Raw genomic sequence first — 16,333 nt, forward strand, 5'->3', positions numbered from 1 at the left:
CATGACGCAGATCCGCGAGTACGACGTCGTCGTCATCGGCGCCGGCCCCGTCGGCGAAAACATCGCCCAGTACGCCATCGAGGGCACCGACCTGACCGCGGCCCTCGTCGAGGGCGAGCTCTACGGCGGTGAGTGCTCCTACTGGGCGTGCATCCCGAGCAAGGCGCTCCTGCGCCCCGTGGCCGTCGCCGACACGACGGCGCACCTGGCCGGCGTGACGACCGCCGAGGTCGACCGGGCCGGGCTGCTCGCCCGCCGCGACGAGTGGGTCGGCGGCTTCGACGATTCCGGGCAGGTGCACTGGGCCGAGGGGCTGGGCATCGAACCGGTCCGCGGGCACGGACGACTCGTGGGTGAGCGCGAGGTCGAGGTCACCGGCGCCGACGGGCCGGTCCGGGTGCGGGCGCGGCACGCGGTGGTGCTCGCGACCGGCAGCGTGCCGGTCGTGCCCGCTCCCTTCGCCGACGTGCACCCGTGGGGATCACGCGACGCGACCGCCGTGACCGAGGTACCCGACCGCCTCGTCGTTGTCGGCGGCGGGGTCGTCGCGGTCGAGGCCGCAACCTGGATGGCGGCGCTCGGCAGCCGGGTGACGATGCTCGTGCGCGGGGAGCGCCTGCTCGCCGGGCAGGAGGACGTCGCCGGCACCGCGGTCGGCCGGGCCCTGCAGGCGAAGGGGGTGGACGTGCGCCTCTCCACGTCGGTCACCGCCTGTCACCGCGAGGCGGCGAAGGACACCGGTGTCGGACGCATCCACGGTGGCCCGGTCACCGTCGCCACCGACAGCGGCTCGGTCGAGGCCGACGAGGTGCTCGTCGCGACCGGACGCCGCCCCCGGCTCGACGACGTGGGGCTCGACGCCGTCGGGCTCACGGCGGACGATGTGCTCGCAGGGCACCTGCCGCCGTGGCTGCACGTCGTCGGTGATGCCAGCGGCGAGCCACCGCTGACCCACTGGGGCAAGTACCGGGCTCGCGTCCTGGGGGACGCGATCGCCGCCGCCGCGACCGGCCGTGACCCCCTACCCGCGCCCGCGCACGCGCCCGTGCCGCAGGTCGTCTTCACCGATCCCCAGGTGGCCCGGGTCGGGATGACCGAGGCCGAGGCCCGCGAGGCCGACCACGACGTCGAGGTGAGCGACGTCCCCTTCGCCCAGGTCGGCGGCGCGGCGCTGCTGCGCGACGACGCGCCCGGACGGGCCAAGCTCGTCGTCGACCGGGAGACCGGGCTGGTCCTCGGAGCGACCTTCGTCGGGACGGACGCCGGCCAGCTGCTGCACGCCGCGACCATCGCCATCACCGGCGCCGTGCCCGTGCACGTGCTGCGGCACGCGGTGCCGAGCTTCCCCGATGCGAGTGAGATCTGGCTCCGCCTGCTCGAGGCTCTCCCCGTGGGGCTGCGCCGCCCCTGACCGTCAGTCGGTGGCAGTCGAGCGGGACCTGAAGTGGAGGTCGGCGTAGTCGGGGTGGCGCGCCATCCACCCCTCGATGAAGGGGCAGACCGGCAGCACGCGTCGGCGACCCTCGGCCCGCACGTGGTCGAGGGCAGCGCGCGCGAGCGCCCCACCAACCCCCAGGCCCTCGTGGGCTCGGTCGACCTCGGTGTGGGTGAAGACGTAGAGGTCGTCGGTCAGCTGGTACTCGGCGAAGCCTGCAGGGGCACCGTCGACCTCGGCGACGAAACGGGTCTCGTCGGGGCGGTGGGTGATCTGCACGTCGGCCACGCTCGCCAGCCTAGGGCTGCTCGGGCACGAGGGCGACGAGCCCACCGGTCACGCCCACGAGCATCGAGCCGTCCGGGCCGACGTACGTCGCGGCGTAGTGGTTGTTGACCATCGAGCCGGTGCCCGCCAGGCGACGCCACATGATCTCGCCGGTCGTCGCGTCGACCGCGGTGAAGTACCAGGCGTCGATGCCGGCGGCCGACTCCTCCTTGGTGTACGTCGCGATGACTCCGGACGAGGTCCCCTTGGAGACCGTCGACGGGATGCGGATCTCGTCGTTGGCCCACACGACCTCGCAGCCGTCGTCGGTGACGTCGATGCGCGTCAGGCCCGGCTGGGTCGACCGGCCGAAGGTCGCGTCGAAGAGGTTGTACCCGTAGTTGCTCTCGACGAAGAGGGACCGGCCGATGGCGATGAGCGAGTTGTCACCGGCGCTGCGGTCCGGCGCGAAGACCGGCACGCGGCAGACCTCCTTGTCCCCTGCCCCGGCGGAGGTGTCGTAGACGACGACGTGCATGCGCGGGTCGGCGTTGTCGGTGATGGCCACGTGCCGCTCACCGGCCATGAGCGTGGGAGTCGTGCCCGAGGCCCGGCTCGTCTGCCCCGGCTTGCGCCGCGACCCCGCGTCGTAGGTCTGCTCCCAGACGACGCGCGGTGTGCCGGTCTCCCCGCTCAGGGCGACGAGCTCGCGGGAGGTGACGACCCAGGCCCGGCCGTCGGCGCCGACGGCGAAGGAGTTTTCGATGTCCGCCGCCTCGAACCGGGTCCACCCGGCGCGCCCGGTCTCGGGGTCGAGGAGACCGACCGAGCCGAGCTGCCCGACGACCCAGATCCGTCCGTCGGTGCCGGGCACGGCGGAGTTGATGCCCTCGCCGTCGGCGAGACCGTCGCTGATGTCGAACTCGTCCACGGGCGCGATCTGCGGGTCGCCCGCGTCGTCGGCGACCCGCCACCGAGTGATCCGACCGTCGGAGGTCGGCAGGACGACGCGCTGGTCGGCGTCGAGGACGGCGTAGCCGCCGCCCGCGAAGTTCGTCGCGAAGTCGGCCCGGAAGGGGCGGTCGGCCACGTGCTCGCGGGCCAGCACGTCGAGGGTGTCGGGGTCGAGCACGTTGAGCGTCACGCGGGTGGCGTTGACACAGACCGCGACGAGGCGCTCGTGCTCGTCGCGCAGGACCGAGGCGCACACCCCGCCGAGGTGACGTCGGATGACCCGGGCCTGCCGCGGGTCGAGGACGTCGCGGTCGGTGTAGGTGTCGGTCATCGCGGCGTCGCCGTGGATGTTGCTGTCGGGGTTGGGCGCGAGCTGCGGTGACTGCTCGGCGGGCTCGCCCGCGAGCTCGCCCTGCGGGGTGACCCGATCGACGTCGAGCTCGGTGCTCAGGGCGCTCGACAGCGGCCCCACGGGGATCGCGCGACTGCTCGCCCCGAGCGCGGCGAGCACGAGGACCCAGACGGTGAGCAGGACGACGGTGACCCGACCGGCGCGGGAGCGGCCGAGCTCGCGGGTCCTCTCGGCGCGCGAACGCCAGAGCACGAGGAGGGTCGCCGCGGCGACGACCGCGAGCGGGATGCCGTGGACGATCGGGGCCGCCGTGGTCATGCCGCGCTGGCCGGGCGCGAGGGCCACGACGAGGGCGACGACCGAGAGGACGGCGGCGGCCCGGCGGGAGCCGGTGGTGCGCCGGTGCAGGGCGACGGCCACCGCCACCATGGCGACGGGCAGCAGCGCCACGACGAAGGGGAGGCCCGACGCGATCGTCGCCGGCAGGTCTGCGCGCCGGCCCTGGGCCCCGACGGCCCGCGGCGAGGTGAGCAGGTTGTCGATCGTCGCGATCGGCGAGGCCACGAGCAGGGCCTGCAGGCCGATCAAGGCTTGGAGGAGTCGGGTCCGGGAGCGCATGCGCCCCATTGAAGCGTGAGCCCAGGCGGCTCAGGCGGTCCCGGACCGGTCCGTGAGCAACCATCCAGCGGTGATCGACAGCCAGGCGTCGTCGCCGTCGCGCAGCCGACGCAGCACGTCGTCGACCTCGGGCAGATCGAGGGCGGCGAGGGCCTCGACGGCGGGCAGCACGACCTCCTTGTCGTCCGTCGCCACGACGTGGAAGAGCTCCGGGGCGGCCGGGCGGGCCGCGGGGTCACCGATACCCAGGAGCGCCTCGGCGGCGTGCCGGCGCACGGAGCTGTCGGGGTCGGACAGGCGGCCGGCGAGGCCCTCGACCGCGGCCTCTCCGGCCTGCTCGAGGGCGCGGGTCAGCTCGCGGCGACGGAACTCCTCCTCCACCCCCAGGGCGTCGACGAGTGCGGTGACGGCGCCCGGGGTGCCGATGCGGCCCAGCGCCCACCACGCCTTGGCCGCGACCGCGTCGTCCTCGTCGTCGGCCAGGGGGAGGATCTCGGCGACCGACTCGGGCCGGCGGATCTTGCTCAGGGCGTGGAGCACCTGGACCCGGCCGGGCCCCTCGGCGAGGGAGTCGTCGCGCAGCGCCTGGACGAGCAACGGGTAGGTGGAGGTGTGCCGGGTGACGACGGCCCAGGTCAGGGTCTCGCGGACGTAGAAGTCCGGCTCGGTGACGAGCAGTCGCACGAGGTCGGCGGCCACCGTCTCGTCGGCGTGGGTGCCGAGCCACAGCGCGGCGCGCTGCCGCACCGAGGGGTCGTCGTGCCGCGCCGCCTGCAGGGCCTGGTCGAAGGGAGTGCCGCTCACGTCGACCGACGCTACCGGCTCGGCGCTACTCGACCGACATCTCCTCGTACGTCACCGTCCACTGCTCGTCACCGGCGGTGAAGGTGACGGGCTCTCCCTTCGTCACGGTGACGTGGGAGACCTCGGCACCGTCGGAGGTCACCGGCTCGCTCGTCGTGACGGTCGCCGTGTCCCCCTCGACGGTCTCGACGGTGAGGGTGTGCGGCTCGTCACCTGCGCCGAGGTCCACGCTCTGGCCCTCCACGGCGAGGAGCTTGACCGGGTCGCCGCCGGCGCCGGGCTCGATGCGCAGGCGGAAGGGGTACCCGCTCGTCCCGCCCTCGTCCGGCTCGGCGCCGCCGCACGCGGTGAGGGCGAGCAGCAGCATGACGGCGACCAGGGCGAAGGGAGTGCGAGACATGACGGGAGCCTCCTGTCGGCGGGGTGGGCACGACCATCTTCGCCGACGCTCCGGTCCGCCGCAGCGGGGAGTGCTCCCCTGGGCAGGCGGGGTCGGCGCGCCCTAGTTTGGGACGCGACGACGACCACCGGGAGACACCATGGACCACGACACCGAGGCCGGGGCGCAGACCTTCGGCGACCTCGTCAGGGACTACGTACGACACCCTGACGAGGAGCGACTGCACGCGCTGCGCAAGGCGGTCACCCGCTCGAGCAGCTTCGACCCGGACCTCGAGCTGCACTCGGCGATGGCGCCGCTGCTGCGCCGCGGGGACCACGTGGCCGTCGTCACGGGCATCACCGAGCAGATGCCCGGTGCGGCGCTCAACCCGTCGGCGCACCGGCTGCTGTCCTTCGCGCTCGCGGCGCTCGGCGAGCACGCCGCCTCCGAGCGCGAGGCCCGGATGTCGCGGCTGTCGGTGTCGAGCGTGCTCGCCACCGGCGACGGCTCCCACGAGCGCCCGTGGTCGGTCCTGCGGGTCGCCGACGAGTACGACATCCTGCGCACCCGCAAGGTCCGCGTCGGCAGCCAGTCGACCCGTCGTGAGGAGGGGCGCGTCCTCGACCGCCACGAGAGCCCCGACGGGCAGGTCACGTGGTTCGTCCTCGACCCGGCGGGCGCCAGATGAGCCCCGTCAGCCACGGCGCCGACGCCGCACGCCTGCACGAGATCGCCCGGTCGCTGCAGCGGTCGAGCAGCGACCTCGACGGGCTGGTGACGTCCGGGCACGCCTTATCCCGGGTCCTCGCCGAGGTGTGGTCCGGCCCCGACTGCGAGCACTTCATCGGGTCGGACTGGCCCGCGGCGGCCCAGGGGCTGGAGCGGGCCGCCCGCACGCTCGAAGAGGTCTCCTCGACCGCCGAGCGCAATGCGGGCGAGCAGGAGGACGGCAGCGCAGGGACCGGCGGCGGCAGCGGCGTTCCCGCGGGCCCACCGCCCCGAGGCTCGGGCACCGGAGGCGCAGCCGACGAGGGGCAGTCGCGCGACCCCGAGGAGTATGGCGACCTGCCGCCCGAGGTCCGCGAGGCCTGGGAGGGCTACAGCGAGGACGAGCGGCGCGCGATCGTCGAGCAGATCATCAAGGAGCGCGCCGAGCACTACGGCACGGGGATGCCGGACATCAACTGGGACGAGGACATGAGCGGCAACGGCGCCTGGCTCGAGGACTGGTGGTTTGCCAACGAGGTCTACATCAACCCCAACATCCTCGACGACCCGATGATCCTGCACACCGTCTACCACGAGATGCGGCACGCGGCCCAGCACCAGGCGATCGACGACGCCGACACCTTCTGGTGGTGGGAGGACCCGGAGTACCACCACGGGATGACGCCGGAGGAGGTCCAGGAGTGGGAGGACAACTTCGACGACTACGAGTCCGCCCCGAGCGAGGAGGACTGGGAGGAGGACCCGGAGGCGGCGCAGGAGCAGTACGACCGGTACTTCGAGCAGCCCGTCGAGGTCGACGCTCGTGAGGAGGGCGCGGAGTTCGTCGAGGGGATGACCCCGGAGGAGCTCGAGCGGCTGCTCGAGGCGTCGAAGTAGGCTCCGACCCCGCTCAGTGGGCGGCGCCGGTGATGTCGGTCCCCCGCGGGGTGAGGACGAAGACCGTGGCGGCGACGGCGAGCATGAGCAGGCCCCCGGCGACGCCGGCGACCTGGAGCGAGGCGGTGAAGGCCTCGCCCGCGTCGGCGGCCAGGCGGGGCAGACCGAGCTCGTCGGCGGTCGCCACGGCCGCGCCGAGGGAGTCCTCGGCGTGCCGGGCGGCCTCGGGCCCAGCCTGCTGGAGCGCCGCGGAGCCCTGCAGGTGCGTGCGGTAGACGAGCGCCGAGACGCTGCCGAGGACCGCGACGCCGAGGGTGCCGCCGAGCTCGTAGGAGGTCTCCTCGAGGGCGCCGGCGTTGCCGGCCTTGTCCTCGGGCGAGCCCATCATGACCATCGCCGAGGCGATGGCGAGCGACCCGGTACCGGCACCGACGAGCAGCATGGCGGTGAGCACGAGCGGGTAGGTCACCTCGTCGGGCCCCAGCCCGACGGCGAGCAGACCGATCCCGGCCAGCCCCAGTCCCGAGGCGAGCACGGTCCGGGCCCCGACGACCCGCGCCAGCGGCGGCGCGGCGAGCGAGGCGACCGCACCGGCGAGCGCGACGGGGATGAGCTTGATGCCGGACTCGATGGGGCTGGCGCCCTCGACGAGCTGCAACCACTGGGTGAGCAGGAGCATGGCGGCGAGCATGGCGAAGGTGGTGCCGAGCGCCGCGATGATGCCGGCGGAGAAGGGCCGGCTGCGGAAGAGACCGACGTCGAGCAGCGGGGAGTCGCTGCGCAGGCAGCGGCGGACGAAGACGGTGAGCGCGCCGACGCCGATCGCCAGGGCCAGCAGGGCCGGCGGGTGGGTGAAGCTCGCCTCCTTGCCGAAGGACTTCACCGACCAGACGAAGGCGACCATGCCGACGAGGGCGAGCACGGCGGCCGTGACGTCCCACCGTCCGGCTCCCTCGACCCGGGACTCGGGCAGCACGACCAGGCCGGCGATGATCGCCGCCACCATCAGCGGCACGTTGACGAGGAAGGCCGCGTGCCAGGAGAAGTGCTCGAGGAGGAATCCACCGACCAGCGGCCCGACCGCCGCCCCGAGACCGGAGACCGCCGCCCAGATGCTCAGCGCCGTGGCTCGCTGGGCGGCGTCGGTGAAGATCACCCGGATGAGCGAGAGCGTGTTGGGCATGATCATCGCGCCGCCGATGCCGAGCAGGGCGCGCAGGACGATGACCGCCTCGGCCGTGTCGGCGACGAGGACGAGCAGCGAGCTGACGAGGAAGATCGCGTAGCCGAGCAGCAGCATGCGCCGCCGGCCCCATCGGTCGGCGACCGCCGCCCACGGGACGAGGAGCCCGGCGAGGACGAGGGAGTAGACGTCGACGATCCACAGCTGCTGGTTGGCCGTGGGTCGCAGCTCGGCCGCCATGTCCGGCAGCGCGATGTTGAGGATCGTCATGTCCATCGTGATGACGAGCAGGCTCGCGCTGAGGACGGCGACCGCCGCCCAGGCGCGGCGGGTCGACACCTGGGTGGAGGTGTCGGTCGAGGTGGGGGTCGTGGTCATCGGGGGTCACTCCCTTCGGTCGTGGTGGTGGTTGTGGTGGGGGCGGACATGAGGGCGCGGAAGACCCGGGCGAGGGTCTCGGCGGAGACGGGCTCGTCGTGCAGCCCGGCGTGGAGGGTGGCGCCGTCGAGGTAGAGGCCGATCGCCTCGGCGACGTAGGGGTCGAGGTGACGGGCGAGGATCTCGACGAGCCGGTCGGTCCAGCGCAGCGCGAGCTCGCGCAGTCTCGGGTCGTCGCCGAGCCCGGAGTGGACGAGCTCGAGGTCGGCGCGCACCGCCCGCTCGTCGCTGAGGAAGGCGTGCATCTCCTGCGCCAGTCGCTCGGGGGCGTCGTCGAGCGGCAGCAGCTGCGCCTCGACCTCGGCCAGGCCCGCGTCGATGAGGTCGGAGAGCGACTGCAGGGCCAGCTCGCGCAGCTCGTCGAGGGAGGAGAAGTACTGCGTCGTCGAGCCGAGCGAGACCCCGGCGCGGGCCGCGACGGCGCGGTGGGTGAGCGAGGAGGCGCCGCCCTCGACGATCAGCTCTGCGGCCGCATCGATGATCGCGCGGCGCCGCCCCTCGGGGTCGCGCCGCCCGGGTGCCGGCCGGTCCTGCGTGGAGCCCACGGCCCCTCCCTTCGTTGTTGTACATCCGTACATGTACATGTGTACAGGATCGAAGGGGGGAAACGCCACCCCGGTGCTCGTCGCCGCCGACGAGGACCACGAGCTCGAGGTCGAGGTGACCTTCGACGGGCTGACCCAGCGACTCGACGTGGCCACCGGGGAGCTCGACCGCGGTGCGGCCGAGGGGCTCTCCGCCCGGCCCCAGCGGATCGACTCACCGTGCCCCGACGCCCGGCCTTGCCAGCTGCAGACGGGCTGCGCGTGGCGCCCTCACGCCGACCGCGCCACCCGGTCGGCACCACCGCTGCCCTGCGGATCCCGACCTAGGCTGGCCACATGCACCGGATCTTCACGACCGCCGTCGCCGACGTCTACCCGCACTACGTGACCAAGGTCGAGCGCAAAGGGCGGTCCCGCGACGAGCTGGACGAGGTGATCTGCTGGCTCACCGGCTATGACCAGGCGGCGCTCGAGCGGCACCTGGCCGAGGGGACTACCTTCGAGGACTTCTTCGACCAGGCGCAGCTCAACCCGGCCTCCGAGCTCATCACCGGATCGGTGTGCGGGGTGAAGGTGCAGGAGGTCGAGGACCCGCTGATGCGCCGGATCCGCTACCTCGACAAGCTCGTCGACGAGCTGGCCAAGGGCAAGGCGATGGACAAGGTGCTGCGCGCCTGACCCTGCCCCGTATTTCCCTAGGGAAATACGGACCCCGCGCGCATTTGCCGAGGACAATACGGACTGGTGGGTCCCCGACGTCGGAGGCGATCTCGTGCCCCCACCGACAGGTGAGCCCCTGCAGGGGGGTGGCTCACCCGTCGGGCTCGAGGAGGGCGCGGATGTCGGCAGCGGTGATCGCCCCGGACAGCTCGCCGCCGTCGTCGACGACCCGCTGGAAGAGATCTCGCTTGCGCTCCTGCAGCTCGACGACCTTGTCCTCGATCGTGCCGGTCGACACGAGGCGGTAGACCATGACCGGCTTGTCCTGCCCGATGCGGTGGGCCCGGTCGATGGCCTGCGCCTCGGCGGCGGGGTTCCACCACGGGTCGAGGACGAAGACGTAGTCGGCCTCGGTGAGGGTCAGGCCGACACCGCCGGCCTTGAGGCTGATGAGGAAGGCGGTCTGCTCACCCTGCTTGAATGCGTCGATGACGCTCGCGCGGTCGGTCGTCGCCCCGTCGAGATAGCTCGTCGTGATGCCCTCGCCCTCGAGCCGCTCGCGCACGATCGCGAGGAAGCTCGTGAACTGGCTGAAGACGAGTGCACGGTGGCCCTCCACAGCCAGCTCGCCCAGGTGCTCGACGAGCACGTCGAGCTTGGCCGAGATGCCCTGGCCGCGGTGCTCGCCGTCGACGAGACCGGGGTCGAGGCTCAGCTGCCGCAGCCGAGTCAGCGAGGCAAGGATCGCCACGCGGTTGGCGTCGGGGTCGTCGAGCAGCCCGAGCACCCGCTTGCGCTCGCGCTGCAGGTGTCGGTCGTAGATGCGCCGGTGGGTCGAGGAGAGCTCCACCGGGAGAACCTGAATCTGCTTGGGCGGCAGGTCGATCGCCACCTCCTCCTTGGTCCGACGCAGCATGAGCGGGCGGATCCGGCGGCGCAGCCGGTCGAGGAGCTCGGGCTGCTCGCCGGACTCGATGGGCTTGCGGTAGAGGTCGCCGAAGCGGTCCCGCCGCGGGTAGAGCCCGGGCGCGGCGAGCGCGAAGAGGGACCACAAGTCCATGAGCGAGTTCTCGAGCGGGGTGCCGGTCACCGCGAGGACGAAGGGGGTGGACAGCCTCCTCAGGGCCTGATGGGTCTTGGAGCGGTCGTTCTTGACGAACTGCGCCTCGTCGAGGATCACGCCACGCCAGCCGACCTCGGCGAACTCCGCGGAGTCGATGCGCAGCACCGCATAGGAGGTGACGACGAGGTGGGCGCCGTCGACCGCCTCGGCGACGGACTCGTCGCGGCGGCGGTGGGTGTGCGGCAGGGTGCGCACGACGAGGTCGGGGACGAACTTCGCGGCCTCGCTGGCCCACGTGCCGACGACGCTCGTGGGGGCGACGACGAGCACCGGCCGGTCGAGCTCGCCCGCCTCGTGGGCGCGGGCGAGCAGTGCCAGGGTCTGCACGGTCTTGCCCAGGCCCATGTCGTCGGCGAGGACGCCCCCGAGACCGGCGTCCCAGAGCGTGGTCAGCCAGTGATAGCCCTCGAGCTGGTAGGGCCGCAGGGTCGCCTGCAGGGAGGCCGGCGCTTCGGGCACCGGGCGGCTGTCGATCTCGCGGAGGGTCTCGACACCTGAGCGCCAGACGTGCTCGCGCTCGACCTCGACGTCGGCGATCGCCGCGAGCTCGTCGAAGAGGTCGACCTGGTAGCGGCTCAGCCGCACCTCGCCCGCCTCCGGCTCGACGAGTGCCCGCGCCTCCTCGATGAGCGCCCGCAGGTCGTCGAGGACCGGGTGGCCGAGCCGGAACCACTCACCGGTCTCGAGCTGCATGATCTCGTCGCCGGCGACGAGCGCGGCGAAGAGCGGCTCGAAGGGGACCTCGACGTCGCCGACGGTGACGCGCACGTGCAGGTCGAGCCAGTCGGAGCCGCCGTCGTCACTCGCCGGGTGGAGGGACACATCGGGCTCGGCGTCCAGCTCCTCGAAGCTCGACACGTCGTCGTCGACGACCACGATGCAGCGCGGGTCGTCGTCGAGCCGCGGCACGACCTCGGTGAGGGCGAGAACCGCCGCGGGCCCGTGGAGCCGCATCGGCGAGCGCAGTCGCCAGCCGTGCTGAGACCGGATCCTCGCGCCCGGCAGGTCGGCGAGCGCCTCGAGGCCCTCCAGCAGGGCGCGCTCGGCCCGCCGATCGCGAAGGAGCGACCCCTGCTTGTCGGCACCGACGACATGGGTGTGCTCTCCCGCCGTGTAGGCGATGCCCAGGTCGAGCAGCACGCCGTGGCCGTCACGACGCACGTGGACGTACAGCTGCGGCGGCTCGGGCTGCGGCAGGTCGACGCTGTCGTCGGAGGAGATCACCGTGACCCGCTCCCGCAGCCGGGGGAGGAAGAGGGCGACGAAGCGCTCGACATCTGCCTCGGGCACGAGGATGTCACGGCCGGCGACCAGCTCACCCAGCTCGGGTGTCAGATCCGCACCGAAGGGCGCCAGCCGCACCCGCTCGCCGTCGTCGCCCGCCTCGGTCCAGACGACTCCGTGCGCCGGCTCGCCGACGAGCTGGAGATCACCGGCGTCCGGGCCGGCACCGTCGATCGAAGGGCGCAGCAGGAGCCCCTCGTCGACGGCCGTCACGTCGAGGACCACGTCGACCGCCTCGTCGAGCAGCTCGACCTCATCGCCAGCCTCGCTCGCGATGAGCGCGACGCCCGCGTCGCGCACCCGCCGCAGTGCCGTCCAGACATCGGGCCCGAGCACGTCGAGGTGGACGTCGCCGCCCGACCCGTAGGAGTAGCGGCGGGCGCCGGTGCGCGCCTCGTGGAGGGTGAAGAGGGAGGTGAGAGCACTGCGGTGGTCCTCGCGGACCGCCGCCGCGTTGAAGTAGTTGGGCTGGAGGAGCTCGCTCCACGAGTACTTCTTCGCCCAGTGGCCCGCCTTGGTGCGGCGGGTCGGACGCACCCGCACGCGTGGTGCGCGCTCATGCCCCCACGTGTGCACCGGTGACTGGACCCGCTCGACGACGAGCGCGACGGGAGACCCCTGGTCCAGCGATTCCGGTGGCGGCTCGGTGGTGAGGGAGGCCAGCGCGTCCTCCCACGGTCGGCTCGGCTCGACCTGCTGGATGCCCCCGAGAGCGTCGCGGACGCTGAGCACGACGGCCACCGCGTGCTTGCAGTCTTGCGCCACGGGGCAGCTGCAGCGCGCGCCCCACTCGACGACGGCGTCGGCCGGGTCCCCGCGCAGGGAGACGATCGTCTGGTAGGCCTCGCGCCCCGAGCCGGACACCCGGGCCACGAGGACGCGGCCACGGTTGAGCGTGGCGACCTGCTGCACCATGCCGCTCTCGGCGTAGTCGACGCCCCGCTCGAAGGACCCCGGGTCGGTCGCCTCGACGATGGCGACATCGCTCAGCCCGCGCACCCACGCGGCGTCCTCGACGTCCCAGACCACAGGTCAGCCCCGTTGCGAGGGCGAAGGGAGGATCGGCATGTCCCCACCGTAGGCCGCTCCCCCGTCACTGCCCGACGACGACCACCGGCTGTGGACAACCGCCAGCTGAGACTATACCCACATGGGGTATCCTCATTGGGCATGAGCACCGACCAACCGGACCATGACGTGCACGAGGACCTGCACCACGAGCACGCCGAGCACGACACCCATGCCGGGCACGGTGGGCACGGCGACCACGGTGGGCACGCGGGGCACGGCGACCACGTCGCGCAGTTCCGCCGACTCTTCTGGATCATGCTCGTGCTGGCCGTCCCGGTCGTCGGCTTCGACCCGATGTTTGCCGACCTCGTCGGCTACGACCTGCCGCACCACGGCTGGACGACGTGGATCGCACCGTTCGTGGGCACCGTGATGTACGCGTGGGGCGGACGCCCCTTCCTCACCGGCGCCGTCGACGAGATCCGCTCTCGCAGGCCCGGGATGATGCTGCTCATCGCGCTGGCGATCACCGTCGCCTTCGTCTCGTCGTGGGGCGCGAGCCTCGAGTTGCTGCACCACGAGCTGAGCTTCTGGTGGGAGCTGGCGCTCCTCGTCGTCATCATGCTGCTGGGCCACTGGATCGAGATGCGCTCCCTGGCCCAGACGACCTCCGCCCTCGACTCGCTCGCCGCACTGCTGCCCGACGAGGCGGAGCGCGTGGAGGGCGACGAGATCGTGACGGTCCCCCCTTCGTCCCTCGCGGTCGGTGACGTCGTCGTGGTCCGGCCCGGCGCGTCCGTCCCCGCCGATGGGCGGGTCGTCGAGGGATCGGCGAGCATCGACGAGTCGATGGTCACCGGCGAGTCGCGCACGGTGCGGCGCGAGGTCGGCGACACCGTCGTCGCGGGCACCGTCGCCACCGACTCCGGCCTGCGGGTCGAGGTGAGCGCGACCGGCGACGAGACCATGCTCGCCGGCATCCAGAGTCTCGTCGCCGACGCCCAGTCCTCATCGTCACGGGCCCAGCGCCTCGCAGACACCGCGGCCGGTTGGCTCTTTTGGTTCGCCCTCGGCGCGGCGATCATCACCGCACTCGTCTGGACACTCATCGGCCTGCCCGACGACGCGGTCGTGCGCACGATCACCGTCCTCGTCATCGCCTGCCCCCACGCACTCGGCCTGGCGATCCCGCTCGTTGTCTCGATCGCGACCGAGCGCGCCGCTCGCGCAGGCGTGCTCGTCAAGGACCGGCTCGCGCTGGAGTCGATGCGCACGGTCGACACGGTGCTCTTCGACAAGACCGGCACGCTGACGCGCGGCGAGCCCACGGTCACCGGCATCGAGGCCCACGGGCGTGACGAAGGGGAGGTCCTCACGCTGGCAGCGGCCGCCGAGGCCGACAGCGAGCACCCGCTCGCCCGGGCCATCGTCGGCGCGGCCGAGCGCCGCGGGCTGACGGTGCCGTCCGCGAGCGGCTTCACCTCGTCGCCGGCGGTCGGGGTCAGGGCCGAGGTCGGCGGCGAGACCGTCGAGGTCGGCGGCCCCTACCTGCTCGAGCAGCACTCTCTCGGTGAGTTGCCCGTCGCCGACGCCTGGCGGGAGGAGGGCTCGATCATCCTCCACGTCCTCGCCGACGGCGACGTGATCGGGGCGCTGCGCCTCGCCGACGAGATCCGCCCCGAGTCCCGCGAAGCCGTCGACGCCCTGCACGCCGTCGGCGCCCAGGTCGTCATGATCACCGGCGACGCGCAGGCGGTCGCCGAGTCCGTCGGCGCCGAGCTCGGCATCGACCGCGTCCTCGCCGGCGTGCGTCCGCAGGACAAGGCGGCCCAGGTCGCGCAGCTGCAGGACGAAGGGAGGAAGGTCGCCATGGTCGGCGACGGCGTCAACGACGCCCCAGCCCTCGCGCAGGCCGACGTCGGCCTCGCGATCGGCGCGGGCACCGACGTCGCGATCGGCTCTGCCGGAGTCGTGCTCGCCAGCTCCGACCCGCGCTCGGTCCTGTCGGTCATCGACCTCTCGCGCGAGACCTATCGCAAGATGAAGCAGAACCTCTGGTGGGCTGCCGGCTACAACCTGCTGTCCGTGCCGCTGGCCGCCGGCGTGCTCGCCCCGATCGGCTTCGTCCTGCCGATGAGCGTCGGCGCGATCCTGATGTCGCTCTCGACGATCGTCGTCGCGCTCAACGCGCAACTGCTGCGGCGGCTGGACCTGGCACCCGAGCGGAGCGCGGCGAAGCTGCGCGGCTGAGCGGAGCGCGGCGAAGCTGCGCGGCTGAGCGCCACACCCGTGGCCAGCCCGAGCCGCCGCCTACGGCAACGAGCGCGAGGTCGGCGAGGCGATCCGCCGCTTCGGTCTCGCCCGCGACGAGGTCTTCGTCGAGACGAAGATCTGGATCAGCGACTACGGCTACGACGAGACGCTGCACTCCTTCGACAAGAGCGCCGGCAAGCTCGGCGTCGAGCAGATCGACCTGCTGGTCCTGCACCAGGCTCTGCCGGGCGAGTTCGACACGACGATCGGCGCCTACCGAGCGCTGGAGCGGCTGCTCGCCGACGTCAGGGTGCGCGCCATCGGCGTCTCGAACTTCATGCACGAGCACATCGACCGGCTCCTCGCGGAGACCGAGGTCGTGCCGGCCGTCAACCAGATCGAGGTGCACCCGTACTTCCGCCAGTCGGCGCTGCTCGACCGCAACAACGAGCTCGGGATCGTCAGCCAGGCGTGGTCCCCGATCGGCGGCATCACCTTCTACCGCGACTCCGGCCACACGAGCACACTCGAGAACGAGACGATCCGCTCGATCGCGGACGCACACGGCAGGACGCCCGCGCAGGTCATGCTCGGCTGGCACCTGCAGCAGGGCCGCCAGGTCATCCCGAAGTCCGTGACCCCCGCGCGGATCGCCGAGAACTTCGACGTCTTCGACATCGAGCTCTCCGAGACCGAGCTGGCCGCCATCGACGGCCTCGACACCGGCAAGCGCGGTGGCCCCGAGCCGGAGGACATCACGCTGGAGAGCTTTGGCCGGGAGATCCCGGAGGCATGATGGGACGCTTGGCCCAAGACACAGACATCCCGCGTGCTCGCGCACGGGATGTCCTTGATCCGCACCACCTGCGATCAGCGGGCAGCGCAATCGATGCAGGTCCGCGCCGTGGGTCGCGCCTCGAGCCGACCCGCCGAGATGGGGCGACCGCACCGCTCGCAGGTGCCGTAGTCGCCTGCGTCGAGGCGGGCCAGAGCAGCGTCGATCTCGCGGAGGTGCTCGCGCGCCTGCCGAGCGAGCGCATCGACCTGCGAGCGCTCGAAGGCGATCGTCGCCCCCTCCGGGTCGTGCTCGTCGTCGGCGTTGCTCCCCTCGCTGGCCTCGACGAGCGCATCGAAGTCACCGGTGAGGGTCGCGAGACGAGCGAGGGTCTCCCTTCGCTCTGCGTCGAGAAGTGTCCGTGGGTCAGGCATCCACGCATCATGGCACCCCCCTCGTTTCGGGCAGTTAACCGATGGCGGCGGAGCGGTCGGAGACGTGGAGCTCGGCGAAGATGTTGGAGACGTGGTTGCGCACGGTCTTGAGGCTGATCATCAGCTCGTGGGCGATGGTGGCCTTGCCCCTGCCCGCGGACCAACTCCACCACCTCGCCCCAGCTAGCGCTGGCGTCGCATCCGTGGGTC

General features: G+C 72.4%; 13 protein-coding genes and 2 pseudogenes. 6 read left to right on the forward strand and 9 right to left on the reverse strand.

What is annotated here, in order from left to right; translation table 11 throughout:
• Position 1 precedes the first annotated feature (1 nt).
• A complete protein-coding gene (locus CWN80_RS06020; RefSeq protein WP_007929406.1) occupies positions 2–1,411 on the forward strand; it encodes a dihydrolipoyl dehydrogenase family protein in 1,410 nt (469 codons plus the stop codon).
• A 3-nt stretch (positions 1,412–1,414) separates the two neighbouring features.
• On the opposite strand, the gene CWN80_RS06025 is transcribed toward CWN80_RS06020, so the two are convergent.
• The 4 genes from CWN80_RS06025 to CWN80_RS06040 are packed head-to-tail and all read right to left on the reverse strand — an operon-like array spanning position 1,415 to position 4,830.
• On the reverse strand, positions 1,415–1,723 hold the full coding sequence (locus CWN80_RS06025) for a GNAT family N-acetyltransferase (RefSeq protein WP_007929407.1): 309 nt from the start codon (positions 1,721–1,723) through the stop codon (positions 1,415–1,417).
• A 10-nt stretch (positions 1,724–1,733) separates the two neighbouring features.
• Positions 1,734–3,626, reverse strand: a complete 1,893-nt coding sequence (locus CWN80_RS06030) for an NHL repeat-containing protein (RefSeq protein WP_007929408.1) — start codon at positions 3,624–3,626, stop codon at positions 1,734–1,736.
• A gap of 30 nt (positions 3,627–3,656) precedes the next feature.
• Positions 3,657–4,430: a HEAT repeat domain-containing protein gene (locus CWN80_RS06035; protein ID WP_007929409.1), complete on the reverse strand. Its 774-nt coding sequence runs from the start codon at positions 4,428–4,430 to the stop codon at positions 3,657–3,659.
• A gap of 25 nt (positions 4,431–4,455) precedes the next feature.
• Positions 4,456–4,830 carry a hypothetical protein gene (locus CWN80_RS06040; protein WP_007929411.1) on the reverse strand — a complete coding sequence of 125 codons (375 nt, stop codon included), beginning with the start codon at positions 4,828–4,830 and terminating at the stop codon, positions 4,456–4,458.
• 139 nt (positions 4,831–4,969) lie between these two features.
• Here CWN80_RS06040 and CWN80_RS06045 point away from each other — a divergent pair, with 139 nt between their 5' ends.
• Together CWN80_RS06045 and CWN80_RS06050 are read left to right on the forward strand one after the other, a co-directional pair.
• Entirely contained in the window at positions 4,970–5,500 is a 531-nt protein-coding gene (locus CWN80_RS06045) for a hypothetical protein (RefSeq protein ID WP_007929413.1), read from the forward strand.
• Positions 5,497–6,417: a hypothetical protein gene (locus CWN80_RS06050; protein WP_007929415.1), complete on the forward strand. Its 921-nt coding sequence runs from the start codon at positions 5,497–5,499 to the stop codon at positions 6,415–6,417. Before CWN80_RS06045 ends, CWN80_RS06050 begins: the two co-directional genes overlap by 4 nt.
• 13 nt (positions 6,418–6,430) lie before the next feature.
• On the opposite strand, the gene CWN80_RS06055 is transcribed toward CWN80_RS06050, so the two are convergent.
• Both CWN80_RS06055 and CWN80_RS06060 read right to left on the reverse strand, forming a co-directional pair.
• Positions 6,431–7,978, reverse strand: a complete 1,548-nt coding sequence (locus CWN80_RS06055) for an MFS transporter (RefSeq protein WP_007929419.1) — start codon at positions 7,976–7,978, stop codon at positions 6,431–6,433.
• Positions 7,975–8,583 (reverse strand): TetR/AcrR family transcriptional regulator, encoded by a 609-nt coding sequence (locus CWN80_RS06060; protein ID WP_007929426.1) that lies wholly within the window; start codon positions 8,581–8,583, stop codon positions 7,975–7,977. Before CWN80_RS06060 ends, CWN80_RS06055 begins: the two co-directional genes overlap by 4 nt.
• Before the next feature lie 336 nt (positions 8,584–8,919).
• On the opposite strand from CWN80_RS06060, the gene CWN80_RS06065 reads away from it, so the two are divergent.
• The gene (locus CWN80_RS06065; RefSeq protein WP_007929428.1) at positions 8,920–9,261 is read left to right on the forward strand and encodes a DUF2200 domain-containing protein; all 342 of its coding nucleotides are present in this window, start codon (positions 8,920–8,922) and stop codon (positions 9,259–9,261) included.
• Between the two features lie 133 nt (positions 9,262–9,394).
• Here the strand turns inward: CWN80_RS06065 and CWN80_RS06070 are convergent, their stop codons facing one another.
• The gene (locus CWN80_RS06070; RefSeq protein ID WP_007929430.1) at positions 9,395–12,679 is read right to left on the reverse strand and encodes a DEAD/DEAH box helicase; all 3,285 of its coding nucleotides are present in this window, start codon (positions 12,677–12,679) and stop codon (positions 9,395–9,397) included.
• A gap of 141 nt (positions 12,680–12,820) precedes the next feature.
• Between CWN80_RS06070 and CWN80_RS06075 the strand changes: the two genes are divergently transcribed.
• Positions 12,821–14,911 carry a heavy metal translocating P-type ATPase gene (locus CWN80_RS06075; RefSeq protein ID WP_007929431.1) on the forward strand — a complete coding sequence of 697 codons (2,091 nt, stop codon included), beginning with the start codon at positions 12,821–12,823 and terminating at the stop codon, positions 14,909–14,911.
• Between the two features lie 52 nt (positions 14,912–14,963).
• Positions 14,964–15,710: pseudogene (locus CWN80_RS06080) on the forward strand (aldo/keto reductase); the annotation flags it as partial.
• A 74-nt stretch (positions 15,711–15,784) separates the two neighbouring features.
• On the opposite strand, the gene CWN80_RS06085 reads toward CWN80_RS06080, so the two are convergent.
• On the reverse strand, positions 15,785–16,123 hold the full coding sequence (locus CWN80_RS06085; RefSeq protein WP_007929433.1) for a TraR/DksA family transcriptional regulator: 339 nt from the start codon (positions 16,121–16,123) through the stop codon (positions 15,785–15,787).
• A 34-nt stretch (positions 16,124–16,157) separates the two neighbouring features.
• Positions 16,158–16,274: pseudogene (locus tag CWN80_RS15950) on the reverse strand (LuxR C-terminal-related transcriptional regulator); the annotation flags it as partial.
• Positions 16,275–16,333: the final 59 nt, after the last annotated feature.

The organism is Janibacter hoylei PVAS-1 (genome assembly GCF_004025845.1).
Taxonomy (GTDB): Bacteria; Actinomycetota; Actinomycetes; order Actinomycetales; family Dermatophilaceae; genus Janibacter; species Janibacter hoylei.

What these genes read in the sequence shown, in the direction of transcription:
- CWN80_RS06020 (WP_007929406.1), top strand. Translation starts at nt 2, where the DNA reads ATGACGCAGATCCGCGAGTACGACGTCGTCGTCATCGGCGCCGGCCCC.
- CWN80_RS06040 (WP_007929411.1), bottom strand. Translation starts at nt 4,830, where the DNA reads ATGTCTCGCACTCCCTTCGCCCTGGTCGCCGTCATGCTGCTGCTCGCC.
- CWN80_RS06055 (WP_007929419.1), bottom strand. Translation starts at nt 7,978, where the DNA reads ATGACCACGACCCCCACCTCGACCGACACCTCCACCCAGGTGTCGACC.
- CWN80_RS06065 (WP_007929428.1), top strand. Translation starts at nt 8,920, where the DNA reads ATGCACCGGATCTTCACGACCGCCGTCGCCGACGTCTACCCGCACTAC.
- CWN80_RS06045 (WP_007929413.1), top strand. Translation starts at nt 4,970, where the DNA reads ATGGACCACGACACCGAGGCCGGGGCGCAGACCTTCGGCGACCTCGTC.
- CWN80_RS06075 (WP_007929431.1), top strand. Translation starts at nt 12,821, where the DNA reads ATGAGCACCGACCAACCGGACCATGACGTGCACGAGGACCTGCACCAC.
- CWN80_RS06030 (WP_007929408.1), bottom strand. Translation starts at nt 3,626, where the DNA reads ATGCGCTCCCGGACCCGACTCCTCCAAGCCTTGATCGGCCTGCAGGCC.
- CWN80_RS06050 (WP_007929415.1), top strand. Translation starts at nt 5,497, where the DNA reads ATGAGCCCCGTCAGCCACGGCGCCGACGCCGCACGCCTGCACGAGATC.
- CWN80_RS06085 (WP_007929433.1), bottom strand. Translation starts at nt 16,123, where the DNA reads ATGCCTGACCCACGGACACTTCTCGACGCAGAGCGAAGGGAGACCCTC.